This is a genomic window from Jannaschia aquimarina, assembly GCF_000877395.1.
GTDB classification, from domain to species: domain Bacteria; phylum Pseudomonadota; class Alphaproteobacteria; order Rhodobacterales; family Rhodobacteraceae; genus Jannaschia; species Jannaschia aquimarina.
The window spans coordinates 35663-54584 of sequence record NZ_JYFE01000040.1 but is presented as its reverse complement, the minus strand read 5'-3'; the positions used below and the strand labels follow the sequence as shown (position 1 = coordinate 54584).

Here is an 18922-nt window from a genome sequence, read left to right as displayed (position 1 = left end):
ACCAAACCCTGAACAGAGCTAACTCATAAACGCGGACTCAGAGGGGAGCAGGTCACTGCGAGATGCTCGGCATGGTTGTTCCTTGCTCCAAGTGATGGAGTTTATGGCTAGCCTTTCTATGTCCTCTACTTCTGTTCAAGGCCAGGCCAGATGCAGTGAATGTTCGCGGTCGTCAGCCTCAACAACTGCAATGCGGCGCATACATCGGTCAGCACACTGCCTTTTTCAGCGGCCGTCCGTGACCAAGCTTTATCTGCAGTGAATGTCGAGTTCGGGCCTGTCGGCCATCTGCTGCGCCTGGCACAAATGTCGGCTCTGGGCCGTCTGGGCCGCTACCCCTTGACCCCACCCCCGCTCCACCTCCCGTGATCCGCCGCAACACTCGTTAACGCGCGGGAACGGTGCACGCCTGTCTGCACGGGGGGTGCACAGGGGGTGCACGGGGGGTGCACGGTGTTTGCATGGGGGCTCGGACCGGCTCCGAATCGGCCAAGGTGCTGACAAGACGGGGAAACCCGTTCGGGCGGGACGTCGCATTAACCTTTGTCCCGTGCGGGCCCACCTTGACCCTGCCTCCCAACCCCCGCACCTAGGCCCGGACGAGGCACGGAGGCCCCATGTTCCAACGCCACGAACGCATGATCGCATGGCGCTACCTGCGCGCCCGCCGCTCCGAAGGGGGCATCAGCGTGATGACCTGGATCAGCCTGGTCGGTATCGCGCTCGCCGTCTTCGCGCTGATTGCCACGCTTGCCGTAAGGTCCGGGTTTCGCTACGAATTCGTGGACACGATCATCGGTGCGAACCCCCATGTCAGCGTCCTTTCCTCCGGCCGTGTGACCGAGCAGGGCCTCGTGGCGCGCAGCCTCACCGACTATGACGAGGTCGCCGCCCGCCTGCGCGACGTCGACGGCGTCGCCCGCGTCGCGCCCGTCGTCGTGGGCGAGGTCATGGCCTCCGCCAATGGCCGCAATGCCGGGGTCCAGGTCCTCGGCATGCGCCCCGAAGACATCGCCCAGGTCCCCCGCGTCTCCGAACCCGAGGAAAGCGCCGGCACCCTCGCAGACCTCACCGGAGAGAGCATCGCCCTGGGCGCCGGCGTGGCGCGCAAGCTTGGCGTGACCGTGGGCGACCGGGTGCGGATCATCTCTCCGGACGGCGTGCGCACGGCCTTCGGGACAAGCCCTAGGGTCAAGGCCTATCCGGTCGCCTACGTCTTCCGGGTCGGCCGCTTCGACATCGACAGCCTGCGCGTCTACATGCCGTTCGAGGAGGCTCAGGTCTATTTCAACCTCCCCGGACAGGCGGAAGAGGTGCAGGTCGCGCTCGACGATCCCGAGGCACTGGACGAGGTGATCCCCCGCCTGGCCGCCGTCGCGGGAGACGACGTCTATTTCTGGACATGGCAGGACGCGAATGGCGGATATCTGCAGGCCCTGCAGATGGAAGACAACGTGATGTTCATCATCCTGTCGCTGCTGGTCATCATCGCGACGCTGAACATCACCTCAGGGCTGGTCATGCTGGTCAAGAACAAGGGCCGGGACATCGGCATCCTGCGCACGATGGGCCTGACGGAGGGGACAGTCCTCCGCGTCTTCTTCCTGTGCGGCGCGTCCATCGGCGTGGCCGGAACCGTGGTCGGCGTGGCGATGGGATGCCTTTTCGCCATCTACATCGACCCGATCTTCGACTTCGTGAACTGGGCCGCGGGGGGCGGGGTCTGGGATCCGTCGACGCGGCTTCTTTCGTCGTTGCCGGCCCGTCTGGAAGTCGCGGACGTGCTGTCGGCGGTGATCTTGTCGCTAACGCTCAGCTTTCTGGTGACGATCTTCCCGGCGCGGCGGGCGGCGCGCATGAACCCTGTCGAGGCGCTGCGCTATGAATGAGACCCTTCGCCTCGAGGGGATCGCCAAGGCCTACAATGCAGGCACGCCGGCCGAGATCGTCGTTCTGCAAAGCGTCGACTTGGCCCTCGCTCCGGGGGAGCTTTGCGCGCTGGTCGCCCCCTCGGGCGCCGGCAAGTCGACCCTGCTGCATATCGCGGGCCTGCTCGACAGCCCCGACCGGGGGCGGGTGATCGTCGGCGGAGACGATCTGACCGATGCGTCGGACCGCCAACGGACCAGGGTCCGGCGGCAGCGTGTGGGCTTCGTCTATCAATTCCATCACTTGCTGCCGGAGTTCACGGCGGCCGAGAACGTGATCCTGCCGCAACTCGCCGACGGCGTGTCGGACCGCGAGGCCCGCGCGCGCGCGCTCGATCTGCTGGGGCGGGTGGGACTGTCTCACAGGGCCGACCATCGTCCGGCGGAGATGTCCGGCGGCGAGCAGCAGCGCGCCGCGTTCTGCCGGGCATTGGCGAACGCGCCCGACCTTCTGCTGGCGGACGAGCCGACGGGCAATCTGGACCCGGGGACATCCGACACGGTGTTCGAGGCCCTGGTCTCGCTGGTGCGGGAGCGGGGGATGGCGGCCCTGATCGCGACCCACAATCTGGATCTTGCAGCGCGGATGGACCGTCAGGTCCGACTGGAGGGCGGCCAACTGGTGTGACGCGCGGACTCGGTCGTCAGGCCTGACGCTCCAACGGTGCGGATGGCGCGCCTGCAACGGCCGCGTCCATATGAGCCACGATGCGGCCGAACAGGTCCGCGCGGGTCTCGTCATTTTCCATCAGGACCTCGTGCCGCAGGCCCGGAAGCTCGAGCAGGGTGCCGCCGGGCCAGTCGGCCATGCGCTCGCGGATCTCGTCGGGATCGACGATCGCCTCGTCGCCGCCAAGCAGCGTCAGCGTCGGAACGGCCGGACTGGGGCGGTCTTCAAGCGTCTCCATCTCCCAAAACGCGGCGCGCAGCCAGCTCAGCGACGGGGCGCCGAGCGCGAGATCCGGGTAGGTCGTGACCTGCCGCTTCATCCAGGCGAACATCTCCGGGTCTGTGGTCAGAAGATTGCCCTCGAAGACATTGCCCGCCGGATCGGCCGACTTGCCCGAAGCTGGGGCCGCCGCCTCTCCCAGCCCGATGGCGGTCCCCAGCTTGGAGATGAAGCGCGCCATCTGGCGGCGGCTGGGAACCAGCGTCAGTTCCCACATGGGGCCGGAAAAGGTCGCGGATGCGACGTCCAGACCTTCCATCAGGGCGCGCAGACCGATCAGTCCACCCATGGAATGGGCAAGCAGGTGCCATGGCCGGGGCAGATCCGACGCTTCGACGGCGGACAGCATGGCCTCGACGTCCTGCTGGAAATGGTCGAAGTCGCCGACATGGCCCGAAAGCCGGTTGCGGCGCGGACGCTCCGTCAGGCCTTGACCGCGCCAGTCGATTGCGGCCGAGGTGTAACCCTTCGCAGCGAAGTGAGCCGCGGCGTCGGAGTACTTTTCGCAGTATTCGGTGCGCCCGGGAAACATGAGGACGGTGCCACGCGCCCCATCCAGCGGCCAGAGCGCAATGCGCACCCGCGTCCCGTCCGACGCCTCCGCCCAGACGGCATGGCCGCTGGGCGGGCCGGCGGCGACGTCGGCATGATAGGGTGCCGGAACGGGATGTGTGGTCGTGTTCACCCGAGCTGCGCGCCCAGCTTCATCGCCTGGCCCATGTCGCCATCGACTTTCAGCTTGCCGGACATGAACGCCGCCGTCGGATTGACGTCGCCGTCGAGGATGCCGCGGAACGTGTCCGCATCGGCGGTCATGGTGCAATCGGCCTCCTCGTCGCCCGCGCGGACGCCGGCGTCATCGACCATGATCGAACCCTCATCTTCGATCACGAACTTGACGGACCCGTCGAAGGACCCGATCTTTTCCGAGAGTTGGGTGACGGCCTGGTTGACGATATCGCTCATGGTGTCCTCATACGGTCGATGGAAGCTTGGAGCCTAGGATGATTGACCCCTGCGTCACCCTCAAGGCCGCTTTCGTGGCGTTGGCTTGCAGTTACGCGACGTTCTCGGCGGCGCAAGAGGCCGAGTCCGCGCCGGTGGACATTCCGTCGGACGCGCCGGACGTGTTGTCCGAGGATCCGCAGGTCTTGCTCGACATGCTGGCATCCGAAGCCGATCCCGCCGAGGCGGATCGTCTTGCCAACGAGGTTCTGGAGAGGTGGTCGCGCTCGGGCAGCCCCACCATCGACGTTCTCATGCGGCGGGCGGCCGATGCGATGTCCCGCGAGGATTGGTCGCGGGCGATCGCCCACCTGACCGCGGCGACGGACCATGCGCCCGGCTTTGCCGAAGCGTGGAACAAGCGCGCCGAAGCTTTCTTCATGGCCGAAGAGACCGGAATGGCCTTGGCGGATATCGAGCAGACCCTGATCCTCGAGCCGCGCCATTTCGGCGCATTGGCCGGTCTGGGCATCATCCTGGAGCAGCTCGGCGAGGATCGCGCCGCCCTCAATGCCTTCCGTCGGGCGCAGGAGATCTATCCAGCCGAACAGAACGTGTCCGGCGCCGTAGAGCGTCTGGAGGCCGTGACAGGCGGTCGGACCCTCTAGGCTTGCCCCGCATCGCCGCCGTCCTGGGGCCGACGAACACCGGGAAGACCCATTACGCACTGGACCGGATGCTTGGCCATCGCACCGGTCTGATCGGTTTGCCGCTGCGATTGCTGGCCCGCGAGGTCTACGACCGGCTTGTCGCGGCGCGGGGGCCTTCGGTCGTGGCGCTGGTCACCGGGGAGGAGCGGATCGTCCCCTCCCGCGCGGCCTACTGGGTCTGCACGGTCGAGGCCATGCCGCAGGGGTTGGGCTGCGATTTCGTGGCCGTCGACGAGATCCAGCTCTGCGCCGATCCGGAGCGGGGGCACGTCTTCACCGACCGGCTGCTGAACATGCGCGGCCTGCACGAGACCCTGTTCATGGGATCGGACACGATGCGGCCCGCCATCGCGCGCCTCGTCCCCGAAGCGCAGGTCATCCGGCGAGAGCGATTCAGCGACCTCACCTATACCGGCGCCAAGAAGATCAGCCGGATGCCCGCGCGTTCCGCCATCGTGGGATTCAGCGTCGACTCGGTCTACGCGATCGCGGAGCTTCTGCGCCGCCAGAAGGGCGGGGCGGCGGTCGTCATGGGCGCGCTCTCGCCGCGGACGCGGAACGCCCAGGTGGCGATGTACCAGAACGGGGACGTCGATTATCTGGTCGCCACCGATGCGATCGGGATGGGTCTGAATCTCGACATCCGGCACGTCGCCTTTTCCGCCACCTCCAAATTCGACGGGCGCCGGATCAGGCCGTTGATGCCGCACGAGCTAGGACAGATCGCCGGGCGGGCGGGGCGCTACACGCAGCCGGGCACGTTCGGGACGACGGGGGAGGCCGCGCCATTGGACGAAGGCGTGATCGAAGCGATCACCGAACACCGCTTCAAGCCCATCGACCGCCTGATGTGGCGCAATGACCGGCTGGAATTCGCCAGTCTCGAGGCGTTGATCGCCTCGCTGGAAGCGCCGTCGGATCACGAGATCTTGACCCGCGGCCGGGAGGCGGACGACCTCGCTTCGCTGCGCACCTTGTCCGATCTGGAAGGTGTGCGCCGACGCCTGACGGACGGGCGGGATGTCCGAATGCTGTGGGACGTCTGCCGCATTCCCGATTTCCAGGGGATCAGTCATAGCGAGCATACGAACATGCTGGCCCGCATCTTCGATTTCCTGCACGGACAGGGCCGCGTGCCCGAAGACTGGTTTGCCCGGCAGGTCAAGCGCATCGACCGCACGCAAGGCGACATAGACACGTTGTCCAAGCGGTTGGCATATGTCCGCACATGGACCTACGTCGCTCAGCGCAAGGGTTGGGTCGAGAACGACGCCCATTGGCGCGAGGCGACGCGCGCGGTAGAGGACCGCTTGTCGGATGCGCTGCACGATGCGCTGACGGCGCGGTTCGTGGACAGGCGGACCAGCGTGCTGCTCAGGCGGTTGAAGATGAAGGAGGGCCTCGTGGCCGAGATCGACAAGGACGGGACCGTCACCGTGGAGGGCGAGGCGCTGGGCCGGCTCGAGGGATTCCGCTTCCATCAGACCGGATCGACCTCGCCGGACGAGGCCAAGACCGTCGCGCAGGCCGCCGCCGCGGCGCTTCGGCCCGAGCTGCATCTGCGCGCCGACCGGTTCTACAATGCGCCCGACACGGAGATGGACTTCACCGAACAGGGTGGCCTCATGTGGGGTTCCGACGCGGTGGGCAGGATCGCCAAGGGCGACGACCCGCTCAAGCCCGGCGTCGTGGCCTTTGTCGACGACGACGCGGGCGCGGACGTCGCTGAAAAGGTCCGCCGCCGCCTGCAGCATTTCGTGGATCGCAAGATCGCCGCCGCTTTCGAGCCCTTGGTGGCGATGGAACGGGACGAGACCTTGACCGGTCTCGCACGCGGGTTCGCCTTCCGCCTGCGCGAGGCGTTCGGCGTGCTGCCCCGGTCCGAGGTCGCGCAGGAGGTGCGGGATCTTGATCAGGACGCGCGCGGGTCGCTGCGCAAGCACAAGGTCCGCTTCGGGCAATACACGATCTTTCTGCCCGACCTGCTGAAGCCTGCGCCGACGCGCCTGCGTTTGGTGCTCTGGTCGCTGTGGAAAGGCCTTGACGATTTCCCCGAGGCTCCGCCTCCCGGACTGGTCACGGTGCCGGCGACGCAGGGGATGCCCGGGGGGTACTGGGCCATGGCAGGCTACCGCGCGGCCGGGCAGCGCGCGATCCGGATCGACATGCTGGAGCGTCTGGCCGACATGATCCGAGGCGCCGATACCCGCGCCGGTTTCGAGGCGACGGCGGACATGCTGTCGATCACGGGCATGACGCTGGAGCAGTTCGCGGACCTCATGCAGGGTCTCGGCTATGCCGCCGAAAAGGGCGAGCGCCCGAAGGTGCGCCCGGTCGCCGATGCCGGTGACCCGAGTGCGCCGGAGGTGCCCGATCCGCCGCAGGAAGCGCCGTCTCAGCCGTCCGAGACCCCGCCAGCGCAACCACCGGAGTTGCCGGATGCCCCGTCCGAGACCCCGGAGGCGCCCCCGATGGAGGCTCCGCCGGCGGAGCCGCCTACGGAAACGTCGCAAGAGGCGGCGCCGCCAATCCACGAGGACGGCGAGGCGCCCGTTCCACCCTCCGAGACGGCCGATGAGGTCGCGCCGACCGACGAGACGGAGGTCTTCTACACCTTCACTTGGGCGCCGCGGCGCCAGGGTCGTGGGCCGCGCCGCGAGGAAGGTGGAGAGCGATCGCGCGGGCCAAAGGGCAAAGGCAAGCCCAAGGGCAAACCCCGGGGCCCCAAGTCCGGAGGCAAGGATCGCGGCCCCCGGAATTTCGAATCGAAGCCGCGCAAATCCGACAAGATCGACCCGGACAACCCGTTCGCCGCTCTGGCGGCGCTCAAGGACAAGTAGCGCGTGGCGGAGCGGCTGCGGCTCGACAAGTGGCTGTGGCATGCCCGCTTCTTCAAGACCCGCAGCCTCGCCGCTCGTGTGATCGGCGAGGGGCGCGTGCGCCTGAACGGAGAGCGGGTCGAGAAGCCGGCACAGGTCGTCGGTGAGGGCGACATGCTGACCTTTCCGCAAGGCCGGCAGGTTCGTGTGGTCGAGGTTGCGGCCTTGGGAACACGGCGCGGACCGGCCGAGGAAGCACGCAATCTCTATGTGGACCAGACCCCCCCGCCTGTCCCGCGCGCAGGGCCACGACCCACTGGCCGCGACCGCCGCAAACTCGACGAAACACGCAGGCAGGACGGCGACGAAGGGCCAGCTTGAACCCCGGACCGGTGGTCGATAGACCCGCCCCGGAACTCGCCGAGGGACCATCCTGAATGACCTATGTCGTCACCGACAATTGCATCGCCTGCAAGTACACCGATTGCGTCGAGGTCTGCCCGGTGGATTGCTTCTACGAGGGCGAGAACATGCTCGTCATCCATCCCGACGAATGCATCGATTGCGGTGTTTGCGAACCGGAATGCCCCGCCGATGCGATCCGGCCGGACACCGAACCGGACATGGAGAAATGGGTCGAGTTCAACCGCAAGTATTCCGAAGCCTGGCCCGTGATCATCACCAAGAAGGATCCGCTGCCGAACGCCGATGAGATGGACGGCAAGGACGGCAAGATGGAGATGTTCTCGGAAGAACCGGGCGAGGGCGGCTAAGCCCCCTTCGATCCGGTCGCCGATACGTCAGCTTGCATGACGCTTTCGCGATACCCATTTTTGTGCTATACGATCCACCGTTCGGACCCTGTTCGGACTGTCTGCCAAGCGGACGAGGCGTGTCGCTTACGGCCTTGTCCCGCCCTGAATAGCGCGTGGAGCGCGACTCCGAGGGGATTCGGGGCCGCGTTTTGCCTTGTCCGCGAATAGGCCCGTGCCAAGAGACATCGAGAGGATGCCCATGTCGAAGAAGCCCGAGTTCCGCCCCAATGACTTCGTTGTCTATCCTGCGCACGGCGTGGGTCAGATCGTCTCGATCGAAAAGCAGGAAGTGGCGGGTTTCGAGCTGGAAGTCTTCGTCGTCCAGTTCACCAAGGACAAGATGAAGCTGTCCGTTCCGACGAACAAGGCCAGCGATGTGGGGATGCGCTCCCTCTCTTCGCCCGAAATCGTCACCAAGGCGATGACGACGCTGAAGGGCAAGGCGAAGGTCAAGAAGGCCATGTGGTCCCGTCGGGCGCAGGAATATGAAGCCAAGATCAATTCGGGTGACCTGATCGCCATCGCCGAAGTGGTGCGAGACCTTCACCGCAACGACGAGCAGCGGGAGCAATCGTACTCCGAGCGTCAGCTCTACGAGGCGGCGCTCGACCGGCTGACCCGTGAACTTGCTGCCGTGCAGGGCATGGATGAGGACGGCGCCCTGAAGGCCGTCGACGAGATCCTGACGGCTCGCGCGGCCTGATCGTTTCCCGGACCGTGAGAGCGGTCCGGCACACCGGAAGCGGGCGCAGCGGCGTTTCCGGGGTAGTGAGGGGCCGACCGTGTCGGAAGCGATCGGCTCTACCGCCGTATTCCCGGGAAACTCTTACGTCTATTCCCACCAACGGTCGATGGTGGCGATGTCATCGTCGCTCCACCCGAAATGGTGAGCGAATTCGTGGATCGTGACGTGCGACACCAGCGCGCGGAGCGTCACATCTCCCCGATCCGACCATTCGTCGAGGATCGGACGACGGAACAGCGTGATCCGTGAGGGCGGGTCGGGAAAGTCCACGCTCCGCTCCGTCAGAGGCGTGCCTTCGTAAAGGCCGGTCAGATCGTAAGGGTCGCCGATCTGAAGCTCGTCCAGCATGTCTTCCGACGGCCAATCCTCGACGGAGATGAGGACCTCTGCCGCTGCTGGTCCGAACGCCTCCGGCAGCGAGGCACGCGTTTCTTCGGCCAGCGCGAGCAGGGTGTCCCCATCTGGCGCGACGGCGTCGCTCATGTCAGGTCGTGCAATCCCGTGGGCGTCGCGATCCGCGCCCTCAAACCCGGCGTTCCCGCGACGATCTCGATGGCCGGATCGTCCGTCAACGCGTGCAGAGCGTGAGCCAATGTGCCGGGCTCCGGGTGCGCGATGACGAGATGTTCCAGGTGGCAACCGCTGTCCGGGAACACGGGCGGCGGTGTGAGCCACTGGATCAGGGCCGGGAAGCAGCCGTGAAACGGGAGATGCCCATCGTCGGGCACCGCCATCCGCCAATGCAGGTCGTCACGCGCGAAGTCGAGGATCGTTCCCGCGTCGGGCACATGCGCAACCGCCGCCTCCAGGTCCGGCACGCGCAAAGCCCAGTTCGTAAGCGCGGCCGGGCCCGTTCGATCGTCGAGCGCATACCAGCGCGGACGGTTTGGTGCGGTGCCATCCGGGTCGATCGTGATCGCCTCCAGATACGGCCCGCCGAGGCCCATGAGACGGTTCCAGGTTCCCATGGCCGCATGGCGTCCCACGATCTCCGGACGGATGCCGATGGCATTCGAGATATGGTCCGCGCCTTCATCTGCGCTGGCGGCGGTCACGACGAGATGATCTATGGATGCCATGACGCCGGATAGCTTCACCGACCTCAAGCGGCAAGCGCGCAAGCAGTCCCTCGACGCCCGGAAGGCAGCGACGCGGGAAGCGCGGGCTTCCGCCGCGACCCGGCTCTGGGCTCAGCTTCGAGAGACGAGGGGAGTGGTGATCGCGGGGTACATGCCGAAGGGCAGCGAGGTCAGTCCGCTGACAGCCATGCGTGCGCTCTGGAGGGACAACACGATCTGCGTTCCCGTCGTGACCGCCGAGGGCGCGCCCCTCCGCTTCCGCGAATGGTGGCCCGGCTGCCCGACGGAGGAAGGGGCCTTCGGTGTCGAGATCCCGACCGAGGGTGGGTGGCGGGTTCCGGACATCCTGATCGTCCCGCTGGTCGCGTTCGACGCCGGATGCAATCGCCTGGGATACGGAGGCGGCTTCTACGACCGGACGCTCGCCGGGCTCGCGAACGCTCGGACCATCGGCTTGGCGGTCGAGGCACAGCGCCTTGTGCAGGTCCCGCGAGAGGCGAACGACCGGGCGCTCGATTACGTGGTGACCGAATCCGGGGTTCACCGCCGTCCCGGAACGGAGTAGGGCCGGGCCATGACCTTCGACCGTTCCCTCAAGATCGCCCCATCCATCCTCGCCGCAGACTTCGCCGCGCTCGGCGCCGAATGCGAAGCCGCCGAGGCGCAGGGCGCCGACTGGATGCATCTGGACGTCATGGACGGCCACTATGTGCCGAATATCAGCTTCGGGCCGGCGATCTGTGCCGCGCTACGGCCGCACATCCGAAAGGTGATGGACGTCCATCTGATGATCGCGCCGGTCGATCCGTATATCGAGGCGTTTGCCCAAGCGGGTGCCGATTTCATCACCGCGCATGTAGAGGCAGGGCCGCATGTGCACCGGACGCTTCAGGCGATCCGGGCAGCTGGTTGCAAGGCGGGGGTGGCGCTGAACCCGGGCACGCCGGCAGAGGCGGTCGCGGATCTTCTCGACGAGGTGGATCTTCTGCTGCCCATGAGCGTCAATCCGGGCTTCGGCGGGCAGAAATTCATCCAGACCGTGGTGCCGAAGATCCGCAAGCTGCGCGATATGGTCGGAGACAGGCCGATCCACATCCAGGTGGACGGCGGGATCGACCCGTCTACCGCGCCTCTGGTCGCCGAGGCCGGGGCGGACGTCTTGGTGGCGGGCTCTGCGGTCTTCGGAAAAGGAAGCGTCGATGCGCCCGAGGGCTATGGCGATGCGATGCGCGCGATCCGTGAGGCCTGCGCCTGATCTCAGCATCATAGGTCGGGCCGACTAGGGGCGCAGGAAAACGTCGTCCCCGTCCCGCCAATCGGCGGCAAGCTGTCGAAGGGTCGGGCTGTTCTTTCCGTCTTGCAATCGCTCGATGTGCCGGCCCAGCAGAAGCGCGAGGCGTCGGGCCGCGCGCGCTTCATCCGTCGGCACACCGGCCTTGCGGATCTGGCTCTCGATGGCCTCTGCGGCACCGATTAGGGCGGCCTGGAATGCGCGAGCCGGGCAATCAGGGTGAGCAGCCGCCATGTCACGAACGATGGTACGAAATCCATCGGGGCGGGCGTGAAGCCGCTCGATCACTTCATCGACCAGATCCTCGCCCTGCATGCATTCCTCCAATCACGGATTGGACGGGGGATGACGCGCATTGGTTCAATAATCGTGAAACTCCGGTCACGTTTTTTGAGGTCTAATGCTCGACGGGAAGTCGCGCTTTCGCTTCGGCGGATGCATAGGCCAGTTCGACCAGGCGCATCGTTGCGAGGTAATCCCGCGCGGTCGTCTCCAGGACCCCTCCGCGCGTGAGCGCAGCGACGACGTGGGTCTGGAAGGCATGGACGCTGTCGCCCGCGAAACCCAGCCAAGTCGCAGCGGCGAGAAGTGTTTCGCGGGTCTGCGAGCCATGCTGTCGGAAGGTCAGCGCCCCGTCGCCGGTCAACTCGATCGTGCCATCCTCGCCTTCGGCCAGAAGTTCTCCGAATGTGCGGCGAGTATCGTCCGACGGGTGGTCGGCGAGCCGGTTGCCATCCAGGACGGCGCGCGCGCCCGATCCGTAGTCGAGAACGACCAGCCCCGCATCTTCTCCTCGGATCGAAGGGTTCAGGCGGCGCAAATCGGCGTAGATCCCGTCAGGGTCACCCAGGAGGTACCGAAAGACGTCGAGGTAATGGATCCCCGTTTCATGGATCAGGAAACGCGGCATCGCCCGGAAATAGGGTTGGCGCGCCAGATAGGCGTCCGGTCCCCGGCCATCGCCGGGGCGCAGGCGGAACGTGATCTGCATGATCCGGCCCAGACGCGGGAGGGCGGATTTCAACGCGCGAAACCAGGGCTGGAAGCGGAAGTTCTCGTGAACGATCAATGCGACATCTGTCGCTTCGGCCTCGTCGGTGACGGCCGTTGCGTCTTCCAGTGAGATGCAGAAGGGTTTCTGGCAGATAACAGCCCGGGGCCGGGCGCGGAGAGCCGCGCGGATCGCATCGGCATGCGTGTGGGGCGGTGTCGCGATGTCGACGATATCCAGCCGCTCGCCCAGCAACCCGGCGAGACTCCGATGATCGGCTTGCTTGCCCGGATCCGCATCCGCGCTCGCCACCAAGTCCGCGCCGTCGATCCGGCCCCAGGCTTCCTGATGGAATTGCGCGAAGTAGCCGAGGCCCAGCAGGCCCACGCGCAGCGTCACAGCCGCGCCATCACGGCCGCCCCTGCCTCGGCGCAGGACAGGGATCCGCCCAGATCGCCTGTTACCTCTCCGGCGGCGAGGCAGGCATCCACCGCAGCCTGCACGCGGACCGCGTCCCGGATCAGGGCATCGTCGCCGTGCCTCAGGCCCAGCCAATCCAGCATCATGCCCGCCGACAGGATCATCGCGAAGGGGTTCGCGATGCCCTTGCCGGCAATGTCCGGCGCGCTGCCGTGGCAGGGTTGGAACAGCGCGTGATCGTCGCCGATATCTGCCGACGGAGCCATGCCGAGCCCACCCATCAGCCCAGCGCCCAGATCCGAGAGGATGTCGCCGAACATGTTCTCCGTCACCATGACATCCCACGCCTCCGGCCGCGTGACCATCCAGAGCGCCATCGCGTCCACATAGGCGTGGTCCGCCGATAGATCGGGGTAGTCCGCGGCCACCCCGTCGAAGATCTCGCGCCAGAAGGCGAAGGCGCGGAAGACGTTCGCCTTGTCTACGCTCGTCACCCGGCCCATGTGGCCCGCGGCCTTGCGTGTCTGCGCGAGGTCGAACGCGAAGCGGCAGACCTTCTCGGTTGTCCGTCGGGTGAGGCGGAGCGTCTCTTCGGCATGGTCCCGCTCGACCAGACCCTTTCCCTGCGTGTGGAACAGCCCCTCGGTCGACTCGCGGATGAGCACGAAGTCGATGGGCTGGTCCGTCGCCAGCGGGGTTCGCATTCCCGGCACGACCCGAACCGGCCGCACGCCGGCATAGAGGTCCAGCGCGATGCGTATGTCGATCTGCGGGGTCATTTCGGTGCCATCCGGAAAGCGGACGGCCGGATCCCCAAGGGCACTCAGAAGGATCGCATCTGCCGCACGGGCCGCTTCCAGGGAGGCATCGGGGAGATCCGTCCCCTGATCCAGATAGGCGGCCGCCCCTGCGGCACAGTCCGTGAAGGCGAAATCGTGGTTCAAGCCTCGCAACAGCTTCAGCGTCGGCGCCATGATTTCGGGCCCGATGCCATCTCCGTGGAAGACGGCGATGCGATAGGTGTTGGACATGGGCTCCTCCCCGGGCTTGATGCACGTGGAAGCAGAGGGAGGGAAGCCATGTTCGCCGTCACCGTCACGATCACCGTCCATCCCGGCCGGGCGCCCGACGTCCTGCCGGCAATGATGGAGAACGCCCGGGCCTCGTTGCGCGACGAGCCGGGCTGTCATCGCTTCGACGTGCTGACCGACCCGGCGCGGCCCGATGACGTGTTCCTCTATGAACTCTATGCCGATGCCGCAGCATTCGACGCGCATCGGCAGATGCCGCATTACAAGCTGTTCGATGCCGCTGTTGCGCCGATGATCGCATCGAAAGCGGTCTCGACCTGGGCGCGGGTAGAGGGATGACCTGGGAAGTCTTCGCCCTGCGCTATGGCGAGCGGTCCGGTCGGACCCGTGCCGACAGCTTCATCTTCGACGACGACCATGCCGCGCCCCACGACATCGACTATTTCATGTGGCTGCTGCGCCGGGGCGACGAGACGATCCTGGTCGATACCGGCTACGACGATGCGGAGGCGGCACGACGGGGCCGTCCGATCCTTCTGCCACCACAGAACGCGCTGGCCCCTTTCGGCCTGACGCCCGAGGGGATCGACACGCTGATCTGCACGCATCTGCATTACGATCACGCAGGCGGTCTGCATCTGTTTCCCAACGCCCGCATCCACCTTCAGGCCGCAGAGATGGCCTATGCCACCGGGCCCTGCATGTGTCACGACACTCTTCGGATGCCGTTCACCGCAGACCACGTCTGCGAAGCCGTGCGCCGGCTCTATTCCGGGCAGGTCGTATTCCATGACGGCGACGCCCAGATCGCCGACGGCGTGACCGTCCATCGGATCGGAGGCCATTCCAGGGGTCTGCAGGCGGTTCGGGTACGAACCGAAGCGGGATGGTTGGTCTTGGCCTCGGACGCGACCCACTTCTACGAGAACTACCTCGCGGAGAAACCATTCCCCATCGTGGCCGACGTGGCCGAGATGCTGGATGGATTCGGTAAGCTGCGCCGTCTTGCCAGCCGGCCGGAACTGATCGTCCCAGGGCATGATCCGCTTGTGCGGCGGCTTTTCCCCCGGGTCGAAGGGACTGCGGAGGCCTGGCGCCTGGACCGGGGACCGACCGGCGATCTGCCCGATCATAGGTAAACCTTCCAGCGCGGGAAGGTTGCGGCGTCTGGTCGCTCTTGTGCGTAGGCGGGTGGAATGCCACCTACGTCGCGGACCGCAGCAGGAGCAGAGAATGATCCGTCCGTTGACCTTCGCCATCGGGTTGCTTGCAGCCCCTGCCATGGCCGAAAGCCACGATGTCTCGAAGGCCGACATGGCGACGGTGGGGAACCTGCATCTGTCCCAGCCTGTCTTGCGGGCGACGCCCCCCGCCGCCCCGGCCGGTGCTGGCTACGTGGTGATCGAAAACCGCGGCGATACGGACGACACGCTGATTTCCGCCTCCATCGCCGGCGGCGTTGCCGGAATGGTTCAACTGCACGAAATGGCCATGGACGGTGATGTCATGCGGATGCGCGAGGTGGAGGGCGGTATCGTCATTCCCGCAGGCGAATCCGTCAGTTTGATGCCCGGCGGCCTGCACATCATGCTCATGGATCTCCAGACGCCTCTGGAAGTCGGCGCCGAGCATGAGGTCACGCTCAGTTTCGAGGAAGCGGGCGAGGTCACGCTGACGATGCCCGTCGCGGACCTCGGCGCGATCCGTGAGATTTTCGGAGAACCCGGAATGAGTCACGGCGAAGGCGGAATGACTCACGGTGGAGATTCTTCCGGGCACGGAAACTGATGGCGACGCGCTGGCTCACGATTGTCGGTGGCCTTGCTGTGGCCATCCTCGCGCTCGGCACTGGGTTCGTCCTGCGGGAAGTCGTCGAGCAGCGCAGCCTGCCGATGGCCGACCGGGCGGCGGCTGTCGATCTGGGCGCGCCATTCGAACTTGTCGACCAGAACGGTGAGACGATCACCGAGGCTGCGTTCGAGGGTCGACCGAGCCTGCTCTTCTTCGGCTTCACCCATTGCCCTGAGATCTGCCCGACGACCGTCTACGATATCGAGACTTGGCTCGCCGATCTCGATCTTTCGTCGGAAGAGATGGGCGCCTTCTTCGTGACCATCGATCCGGAGCGGGATACGCCCGAGTTCCTCCGCGACTATCTGGCCCCCCAGTCCGACCGCATCCTCGGCATCACGGGCGAGCCCGAAAAGGTGTGGGAGATGGCTCGGTCATGGAAAGTCTATTGGCAGAAGCAACCCGTGGGCGGCGGCGACTACACGATGGATCATTATGCTTCGGTCTTCGTACTCGACTCCGAGGGCCGGCTTGTGGACCTCATATCGTTCGGAGAGGATCCGGACATCGCAAAGGCGAAGATAAGGGCCGCTCTGGACGCCTGACGCTTGCCCTCGCCCCCGATCGTGTCATCCTTGAAGGAACACCCGAAGGAGGCACGCCATGGCATTGTCCGAAATCCGAGCGGAGGACGAGATCTTCGTCCGCGAAGGCGAACGCGGCGTCGGCGCGGTGCGGGTCGTCCACCCGGACCACCTGCTCGTCATGTTCGAGGGCTACGGCGAGATGCGGCTGGAGCCAAAGCACATCAAGTCAGCGCATGACGGGAAGGTGATCGTCGACGTCGACACGCTGCCCGAGGATCTCCGTAGCCGCCTGCCGCATATCCATGACGGAGAAAGCCGCGGCTGAACCGCTCAGCGGCTCTCTGCCTCGCCCTTGAGGTCCGGAAGTTGATCCGGGCCATTGGGGTAGACCAGCCCGGCCGAGATGACGAGCTTGGCCGCTTCCTCGACCGTCATGTCGAGCATGACGACATCTTCCTCCGGAGCGAACAGGAGGAAGCCCGATGTCGGGTTGGGCGTCGTTGGCAGGAAGAGCGATAGCATCGGCTTGTCCGACTTCGCCGCGACCTCGCCTTTAGCGGCGGTCGAGACGAACGCCACGGCCCAGATCCCCCGGCGCGGATACTCGACCAGGCAGGCCTGCTCGAAGCTCTGGCTGTCCTGAGCGAGGATCGTCTCCGCGATCTGCTTGATGCCGGCATAGACCGACCGCACGACAGGCATGGTCGAAACCAACCGTTCGGCCGATCTGAGCAGCGCGCGACCGATGAACCCCTTGGCGAGCCACCCTACGATCACGGTGAAGACCAAGAAGATGCCGACGCCGATGCCGCGGATGTCGATCGGGAAGTCGATATTCTCGTTCAGCCAGACATCCGGGTTGAACCGCCTCGGCACGAAGGGCAGCACGAACCCGTCGATCCACCCGATCACCGACCAGATCAGCCACAGCGTCAGGCCGATCGGTGCGATCACGATCAGACCCGTGAGGAAGTTGTTCCTCAGCCGGGTCAGGATCCCCGCACGCGGGGGGCGGGGCGGAGGGGTATCGCCGAGTTGCATGATGATCCGGTGCTTGCGTCGTAACAGGGATAGGGGGCAGGCGCGGCAGGAACAAGGCGCCGTGCCATCCCGATGACGACCCGTGGTTCAGTATGTATCGCTCGACACGTAGGTGGCCGCTGCGTCGCAGGCCCGGCGCAGGGCGTCTTCGCTGTCCGCACCCTGAAGCTCCGCCGCGATATGAGCGGCCATGAACGTGTCGCCGGCGCCGGTGACGCGGGTGACCATCACTTCCGGCGGCGTCCGCCTGATGCATCCATTCGGATCAGCGCAAGCCGCCAGTCGGGGGCCGTCCGTGACGATGACACGGTGCAAGCCGCGTGCGAGCAAAGCTTCCGCCGCTTCGCCGGCATCCGTCTGGGAGCCATGCAGCAGGATGCCCGCTTCCTCCAGATTGACATAGAGCGTGGCGGCCCGGTGCTCGAGAAACGGCTGGAGTCGCTCCGCCTTGCCCGGCGATGCCGGGGCCACGCGGAGATCGGCAGACGCAAAACGCGGGTCGGTCGCGATGACGGCGAGCAGGTCCAGCGTCAGATTGCCGTCCAGCACGATCGGTCCGCGCCAGTCCAGCCCATCCAGCGGAGTAAGGATCTTGTCGCCAGCCGCCTCCAGCGAATGCGCATCGGCGATGGCGGCGATCAGGCCGTTCCCGCCTTCGACCGCCATGTAGCGATCCGTCGGCAGGTCGTCGGAACGGTGCAGCAGATCCGTCACGATGCCGAGGCGACCGACCGCCGCCACCAGTTCGTCGCCCTCCGGATCACGGCCGACAACGGACAGAAGTGCAGGGGTCATTCCGTAGGCACGGGCGGCCATCGCGACATTCAAAGCGACCCCGCCCGGAATGCGCGTGATCCGTCCCGGGACGTCGGAGCCCGCTGACATATGGGCGTTGGAGCGGCCGATGATGTCCCAGAGGACGGAACCGATACAGAGAAGGTCGGGCTTCATGGGGATGGGTTACCGACCCGGGGCGCCGTGGTCGAGAGGCCCGGCCCGTCGTCCTTGCGCGCAGCCTCGAACGGGTCCCCGTCCTAGCGGGCCGGGAGTCCTCCTGTCCCCCACTTGGACTCGAGCGCCTCGATCGCGGCGATGCGCTTCTCCGCGGGCGGGTGCGACATGAACCAGGCCGGCGCTCCCCGACCCGCCATGCCCATCATCCGGTCCAATTTGGCGAACAGCGCCTTCTGAGGCGCCGTTCCGATACCCGAACGGGTCAGCAGCGCGGAGGCATAGGCGTCCGCCTCGAACTCGTCCTGCCGCGACAGCCGGGCAGCCACGAGCGACGCCAGCATCGTGGCCACCCAAGGCCCGATCCCGGGCAGGAACCGCCCAAGCACGCCGGCGAGGACGACCCTGATCGCGTTCTGCCCGGAAAAGTCGATCAGGCGCCGCTTGGCATGTCCAAGGGCCACATGTCCCAACTCGTGCGCGACGACCGAAGCCAGTTCCTCGGCCGTGACTTCGCCCGCCTTGAACTTGCGATAGAAGCCGCGCGTCAAGAAGATCCTGCCATCCGGCGCGGCCATGCCGTTGACCGGGTCCACCTCGTGAATGTGGACCTTGATGCGGTCCAGATCGAGCGCACGAGCCATGGGTGCGAAGGCGCGTTCCAGTTCGGGATCGGCGAGGGGGGTAGAGCGACGATCCAGCTCGCCTTTCAGGCGCCAGACCGAGAAAGCCCACATCACCAGACCGTAGCCGATGACGAGCAGGATAGGCATGAGTTTGATCATTCCTGGAATATAGGAAAGGCGGACGGCGGAACAAACGCGACATC

The 18922-nt window shown here is 66.0% G+C and carries 24 protein-coding genes; 14 read left to right on the top strand and 10 right to left on the bottom strand.

What is annotated here, in order from left to right:
• Window positions 1-617: 617 nt before the first annotated feature.
• Both jaqu_RS10610 and jaqu_RS10605 read left to right on the top strand, forming a co-directional pair.
• Window positions 618-1889 carry a lipoprotein-releasing ABC transporter permease subunit gene (locus jaqu_RS10610; RefSeq protein WP_043918952.1) on the top strand — a complete coding sequence of 424 codons (1272 nt, stop codon included), beginning with the start codon at window positions 618-620 and terminating at the stop codon, window positions 1887-1889.
• Complete coding sequence (locus jaqu_RS10605) at window positions 1882-2556, top strand: ABC transporter ATP-binding protein (protein WP_043918951.1); 675 nt, start codon at window positions 1882-1884, stop codon at window positions 2554-2556. Before jaqu_RS10610 ends, jaqu_RS10605 begins: the two co-directional genes overlap by 8 nt.
• Before the next feature lie 16 nt (window positions 2557-2572).
• Here the strand turns inward: jaqu_RS10605 and jaqu_RS10600 are convergent, their stop codons facing one another.
• Entirely contained in the window at window positions 2573-3562 is a 990-nt protein-coding gene (locus jaqu_RS10600; RefSeq protein ID WP_043918950.1) for an alpha/beta hydrolase, read from the bottom strand.
• A complete protein-coding gene (locus tag jaqu_RS10595) occupies window positions 3559-3843 on the bottom strand; it encodes an SCP2 sterol-binding domain-containing protein (protein WP_043918949.1) in 285 nt (94 codons plus the stop codon). The genes jaqu_RS10600 and jaqu_RS10595 overlap by 4 nt, the downstream gene beginning before the upstream one ends.
• 38 nt (window positions 3844-3881) lie before the next feature.
• On the opposite strand from jaqu_RS10595, the gene jaqu_RS10590 reads away from it, so the two are divergent.
• From jaqu_RS10590 to jaqu_RS10570, 5 genes are all read left to right on the top strand, one after another.
• Window positions 3882-4490, top strand: coding sequence for a tetratricopeptide repeat protein (locus tag jaqu_RS10590; RefSeq protein ID WP_236687833.1), 609 nt, complete (start codon window positions 3882-3884; stop codon window positions 4488-4490).
• Window positions 4491-4558: 68 nt separating this feature from the next.
• A complete protein-coding gene (locus tag jaqu_RS10585) occupies window positions 4559-7372 on the top strand; it encodes a helicase-related protein (protein WP_084629723.1) in 2814 nt (937 codons plus the stop codon).
• A gap of 3 nt (window positions 7373-7375) precedes the next feature.
• Complete coding sequence (locus jaqu_RS10580; protein ID WP_043918948.1) at window positions 7376-7732, top strand: RNA-binding S4 domain-containing protein; 357 nt, start codon at window positions 7376-7378, stop codon at window positions 7730-7732.
• Between the two features lie 56 nt (window positions 7733-7788).
• Window positions 7789-8124 (top strand): ferredoxin FdxA, encoded by a 336-nt coding sequence (fdxA, locus tag jaqu_RS10575; RefSeq protein ID WP_043918947.1) that lies wholly within the window; start codon window positions 7789-7791, stop codon window positions 8122-8124.
• A 235-nt stretch (window positions 8125-8359) separates the two neighbouring features.
• A complete protein-coding gene (locus tag jaqu_RS10570) occupies window positions 8360-8869 on the top strand; it encodes a CarD family transcriptional regulator (RefSeq protein WP_043918946.1) in 510 nt (169 codons plus the stop codon).
• Window positions 8870-8998: 129 nt separating this feature from the next.
• Here the strand turns inward: jaqu_RS10570 and jaqu_RS10565 are convergent, their stop codons facing one another.
• Complete coding sequence (locus jaqu_RS10565; protein WP_043918945.1) at window positions 8999-9394, bottom strand: metallopeptidase family protein; 396 nt, start codon at window positions 9392-9394, stop codon at window positions 8999-9001.
• Window positions 9391-9990 carry a VOC family protein gene (locus jaqu_RS10560; protein WP_043918944.1) on the bottom strand — a complete coding sequence of 200 codons (600 nt, stop codon included), beginning with the start codon at window positions 9988-9990 and terminating at the stop codon, window positions 9391-9393. The genes jaqu_RS10565 and jaqu_RS10560 overlap by 4 nt, the downstream gene beginning before the upstream one ends.
• On the opposite strand from jaqu_RS10560, the gene jaqu_RS10555 reads away from it, so the two are divergent.
• Both jaqu_RS10555 and rpe read left to right on the top strand, forming a co-directional pair.
• Window positions 9980-10555: a 5-formyltetrahydrofolate cyclo-ligase gene (locus jaqu_RS10555; RefSeq protein WP_236687832.1), complete on the top strand. Its 576-nt coding sequence runs from the start codon at window positions 9980-9982 to the stop codon at window positions 10553-10555. The genes jaqu_RS10560 and jaqu_RS10555 overlap by 11 nt on opposite strands.
• 9 nt (window positions 10556-10564) lie before the next feature.
• Window positions 10565-11245: a ribulose-phosphate 3-epimerase gene (gene rpe, locus jaqu_RS10550; protein WP_043918942.1), complete on the top strand. Its 681-nt coding sequence runs from the start codon at window positions 10565-10567 to the stop codon at window positions 11243-11245.
• Window positions 11246-11269: 24 nt separating this feature from the next.
• Here rpe and jaqu_RS10545 read toward each other — a convergent pair whose 3' ends face one another.
• The 3 genes from jaqu_RS10545 to jaqu_RS10535 all read right to left on the bottom strand — a co-directional run bounded on the left by jaqu_RS10545 (window position 11270) and on the right by jaqu_RS10535 (window position 13723).
• Window positions 11270-11596, bottom strand: coding sequence for a hypothetical protein (locus tag jaqu_RS10545; RefSeq protein ID WP_043918941.1), 327 nt, complete (start codon window positions 11594-11596; stop codon window positions 11270-11272).
• Window positions 11597-11678: 82 nt separating this feature from the next.
• Complete coding sequence (locus jaqu_RS10540) at window positions 11679-12671, bottom strand: Gfo/Idh/MocA family protein (RefSeq protein WP_043918940.1); 993 nt, start codon at window positions 12669-12671, stop codon at window positions 11679-11681.
• On the bottom strand, window positions 12668-13723 hold the full coding sequence (locus jaqu_RS10535; protein WP_043918939.1) for an isocitrate/isopropylmalate dehydrogenase family protein: 1056 nt from the start codon (window positions 13721-13723) through the stop codon (window positions 12668-12670). The genes jaqu_RS10540 and jaqu_RS10535 overlap by 4 nt, the downstream gene beginning before the upstream one ends.
• Before the next feature lie 48 nt (window positions 13724-13771).
• On the opposite strand from jaqu_RS10535, the gene jaqu_RS10530 reads away from it, so the two are divergent.
• The 5 genes from jaqu_RS10530 to jaqu_RS10510 all read left to right on the top strand — a co-directional run bounded on the left by jaqu_RS10530 (window position 13772) and on the right by jaqu_RS10510 (window position 16426).
• Window positions 13772-14062, top strand: a complete 291-nt coding sequence (locus jaqu_RS10530; protein ID WP_043918938.1) for a putative quinol monooxygenase — start codon at window positions 13772-13774, stop codon at window positions 14060-14062.
• Window positions 14059-14862: an N-acyl homoserine lactonase family protein gene (locus tag jaqu_RS10525; protein WP_043918937.1), complete on the top strand. Its 804-nt coding sequence runs from the start codon at window positions 14059-14061 to the stop codon at window positions 14860-14862. The genes jaqu_RS10530 and jaqu_RS10525 overlap by 4 nt, the downstream gene beginning before the upstream one ends.
• A gap of 94 nt (window positions 14863-14956) precedes the next feature.
• On the top strand, window positions 14957-15511 hold the full coding sequence (locus jaqu_RS10520; protein ID WP_084629718.1) for a copper chaperone PCu(A)C: 555 nt from the start codon (window positions 14957-14959) through the stop codon (window positions 15509-15511).
• Window positions 15511-16119: an SCO family protein gene (locus jaqu_RS10515; RefSeq protein WP_043918936.1), complete on the top strand. Its 609-nt coding sequence runs from the start codon at window positions 15511-15513 to the stop codon at window positions 16117-16119. Before jaqu_RS10520 ends, jaqu_RS10515 begins: the two co-directional genes overlap by 1 nt.
• A 58-nt stretch (window positions 16120-16177) precedes the next feature.
• Window positions 16178-16426: a hypothetical protein gene (locus tag jaqu_RS10510; protein WP_043918935.1), complete on the top strand. Its 249-nt coding sequence runs from the start codon at window positions 16178-16180 to the stop codon at window positions 16424-16426.
• 5 nt (window positions 16427-16431) lie between these two features.
• Here jaqu_RS10510 and jaqu_RS10505 read toward each other — a convergent pair whose 3' ends face one another.
• From jaqu_RS10505 to jaqu_RS10495, 3 genes are all read right to left on the bottom strand, one after another.
• Entirely contained in the window at window positions 16432-17142 is a 711-nt protein-coding gene (locus tag jaqu_RS10505; protein WP_043918934.1) for a DUF502 domain-containing protein, read from the bottom strand.
• 87 nt (window positions 17143-17229) lie between these two features.
• Window positions 17230-18093, bottom strand: a complete 864-nt coding sequence (locus jaqu_RS10500; protein WP_043918933.1) for a PfkB family carbohydrate kinase — start codon at window positions 18091-18093, stop codon at window positions 17230-17232.
• An 83-nt stretch (window positions 18094-18176) separates the two neighbouring features.
• Window positions 18177-18878 (bottom strand): M48 family metallopeptidase, encoded by a 702-nt coding sequence (locus jaqu_RS10495; RefSeq protein ID WP_043918932.1) that lies wholly within the window; start codon window positions 18876-18878, stop codon window positions 18177-18179.
• Between the last annotated feature and the right edge of the window lie 44 nt (window positions 18879-18922).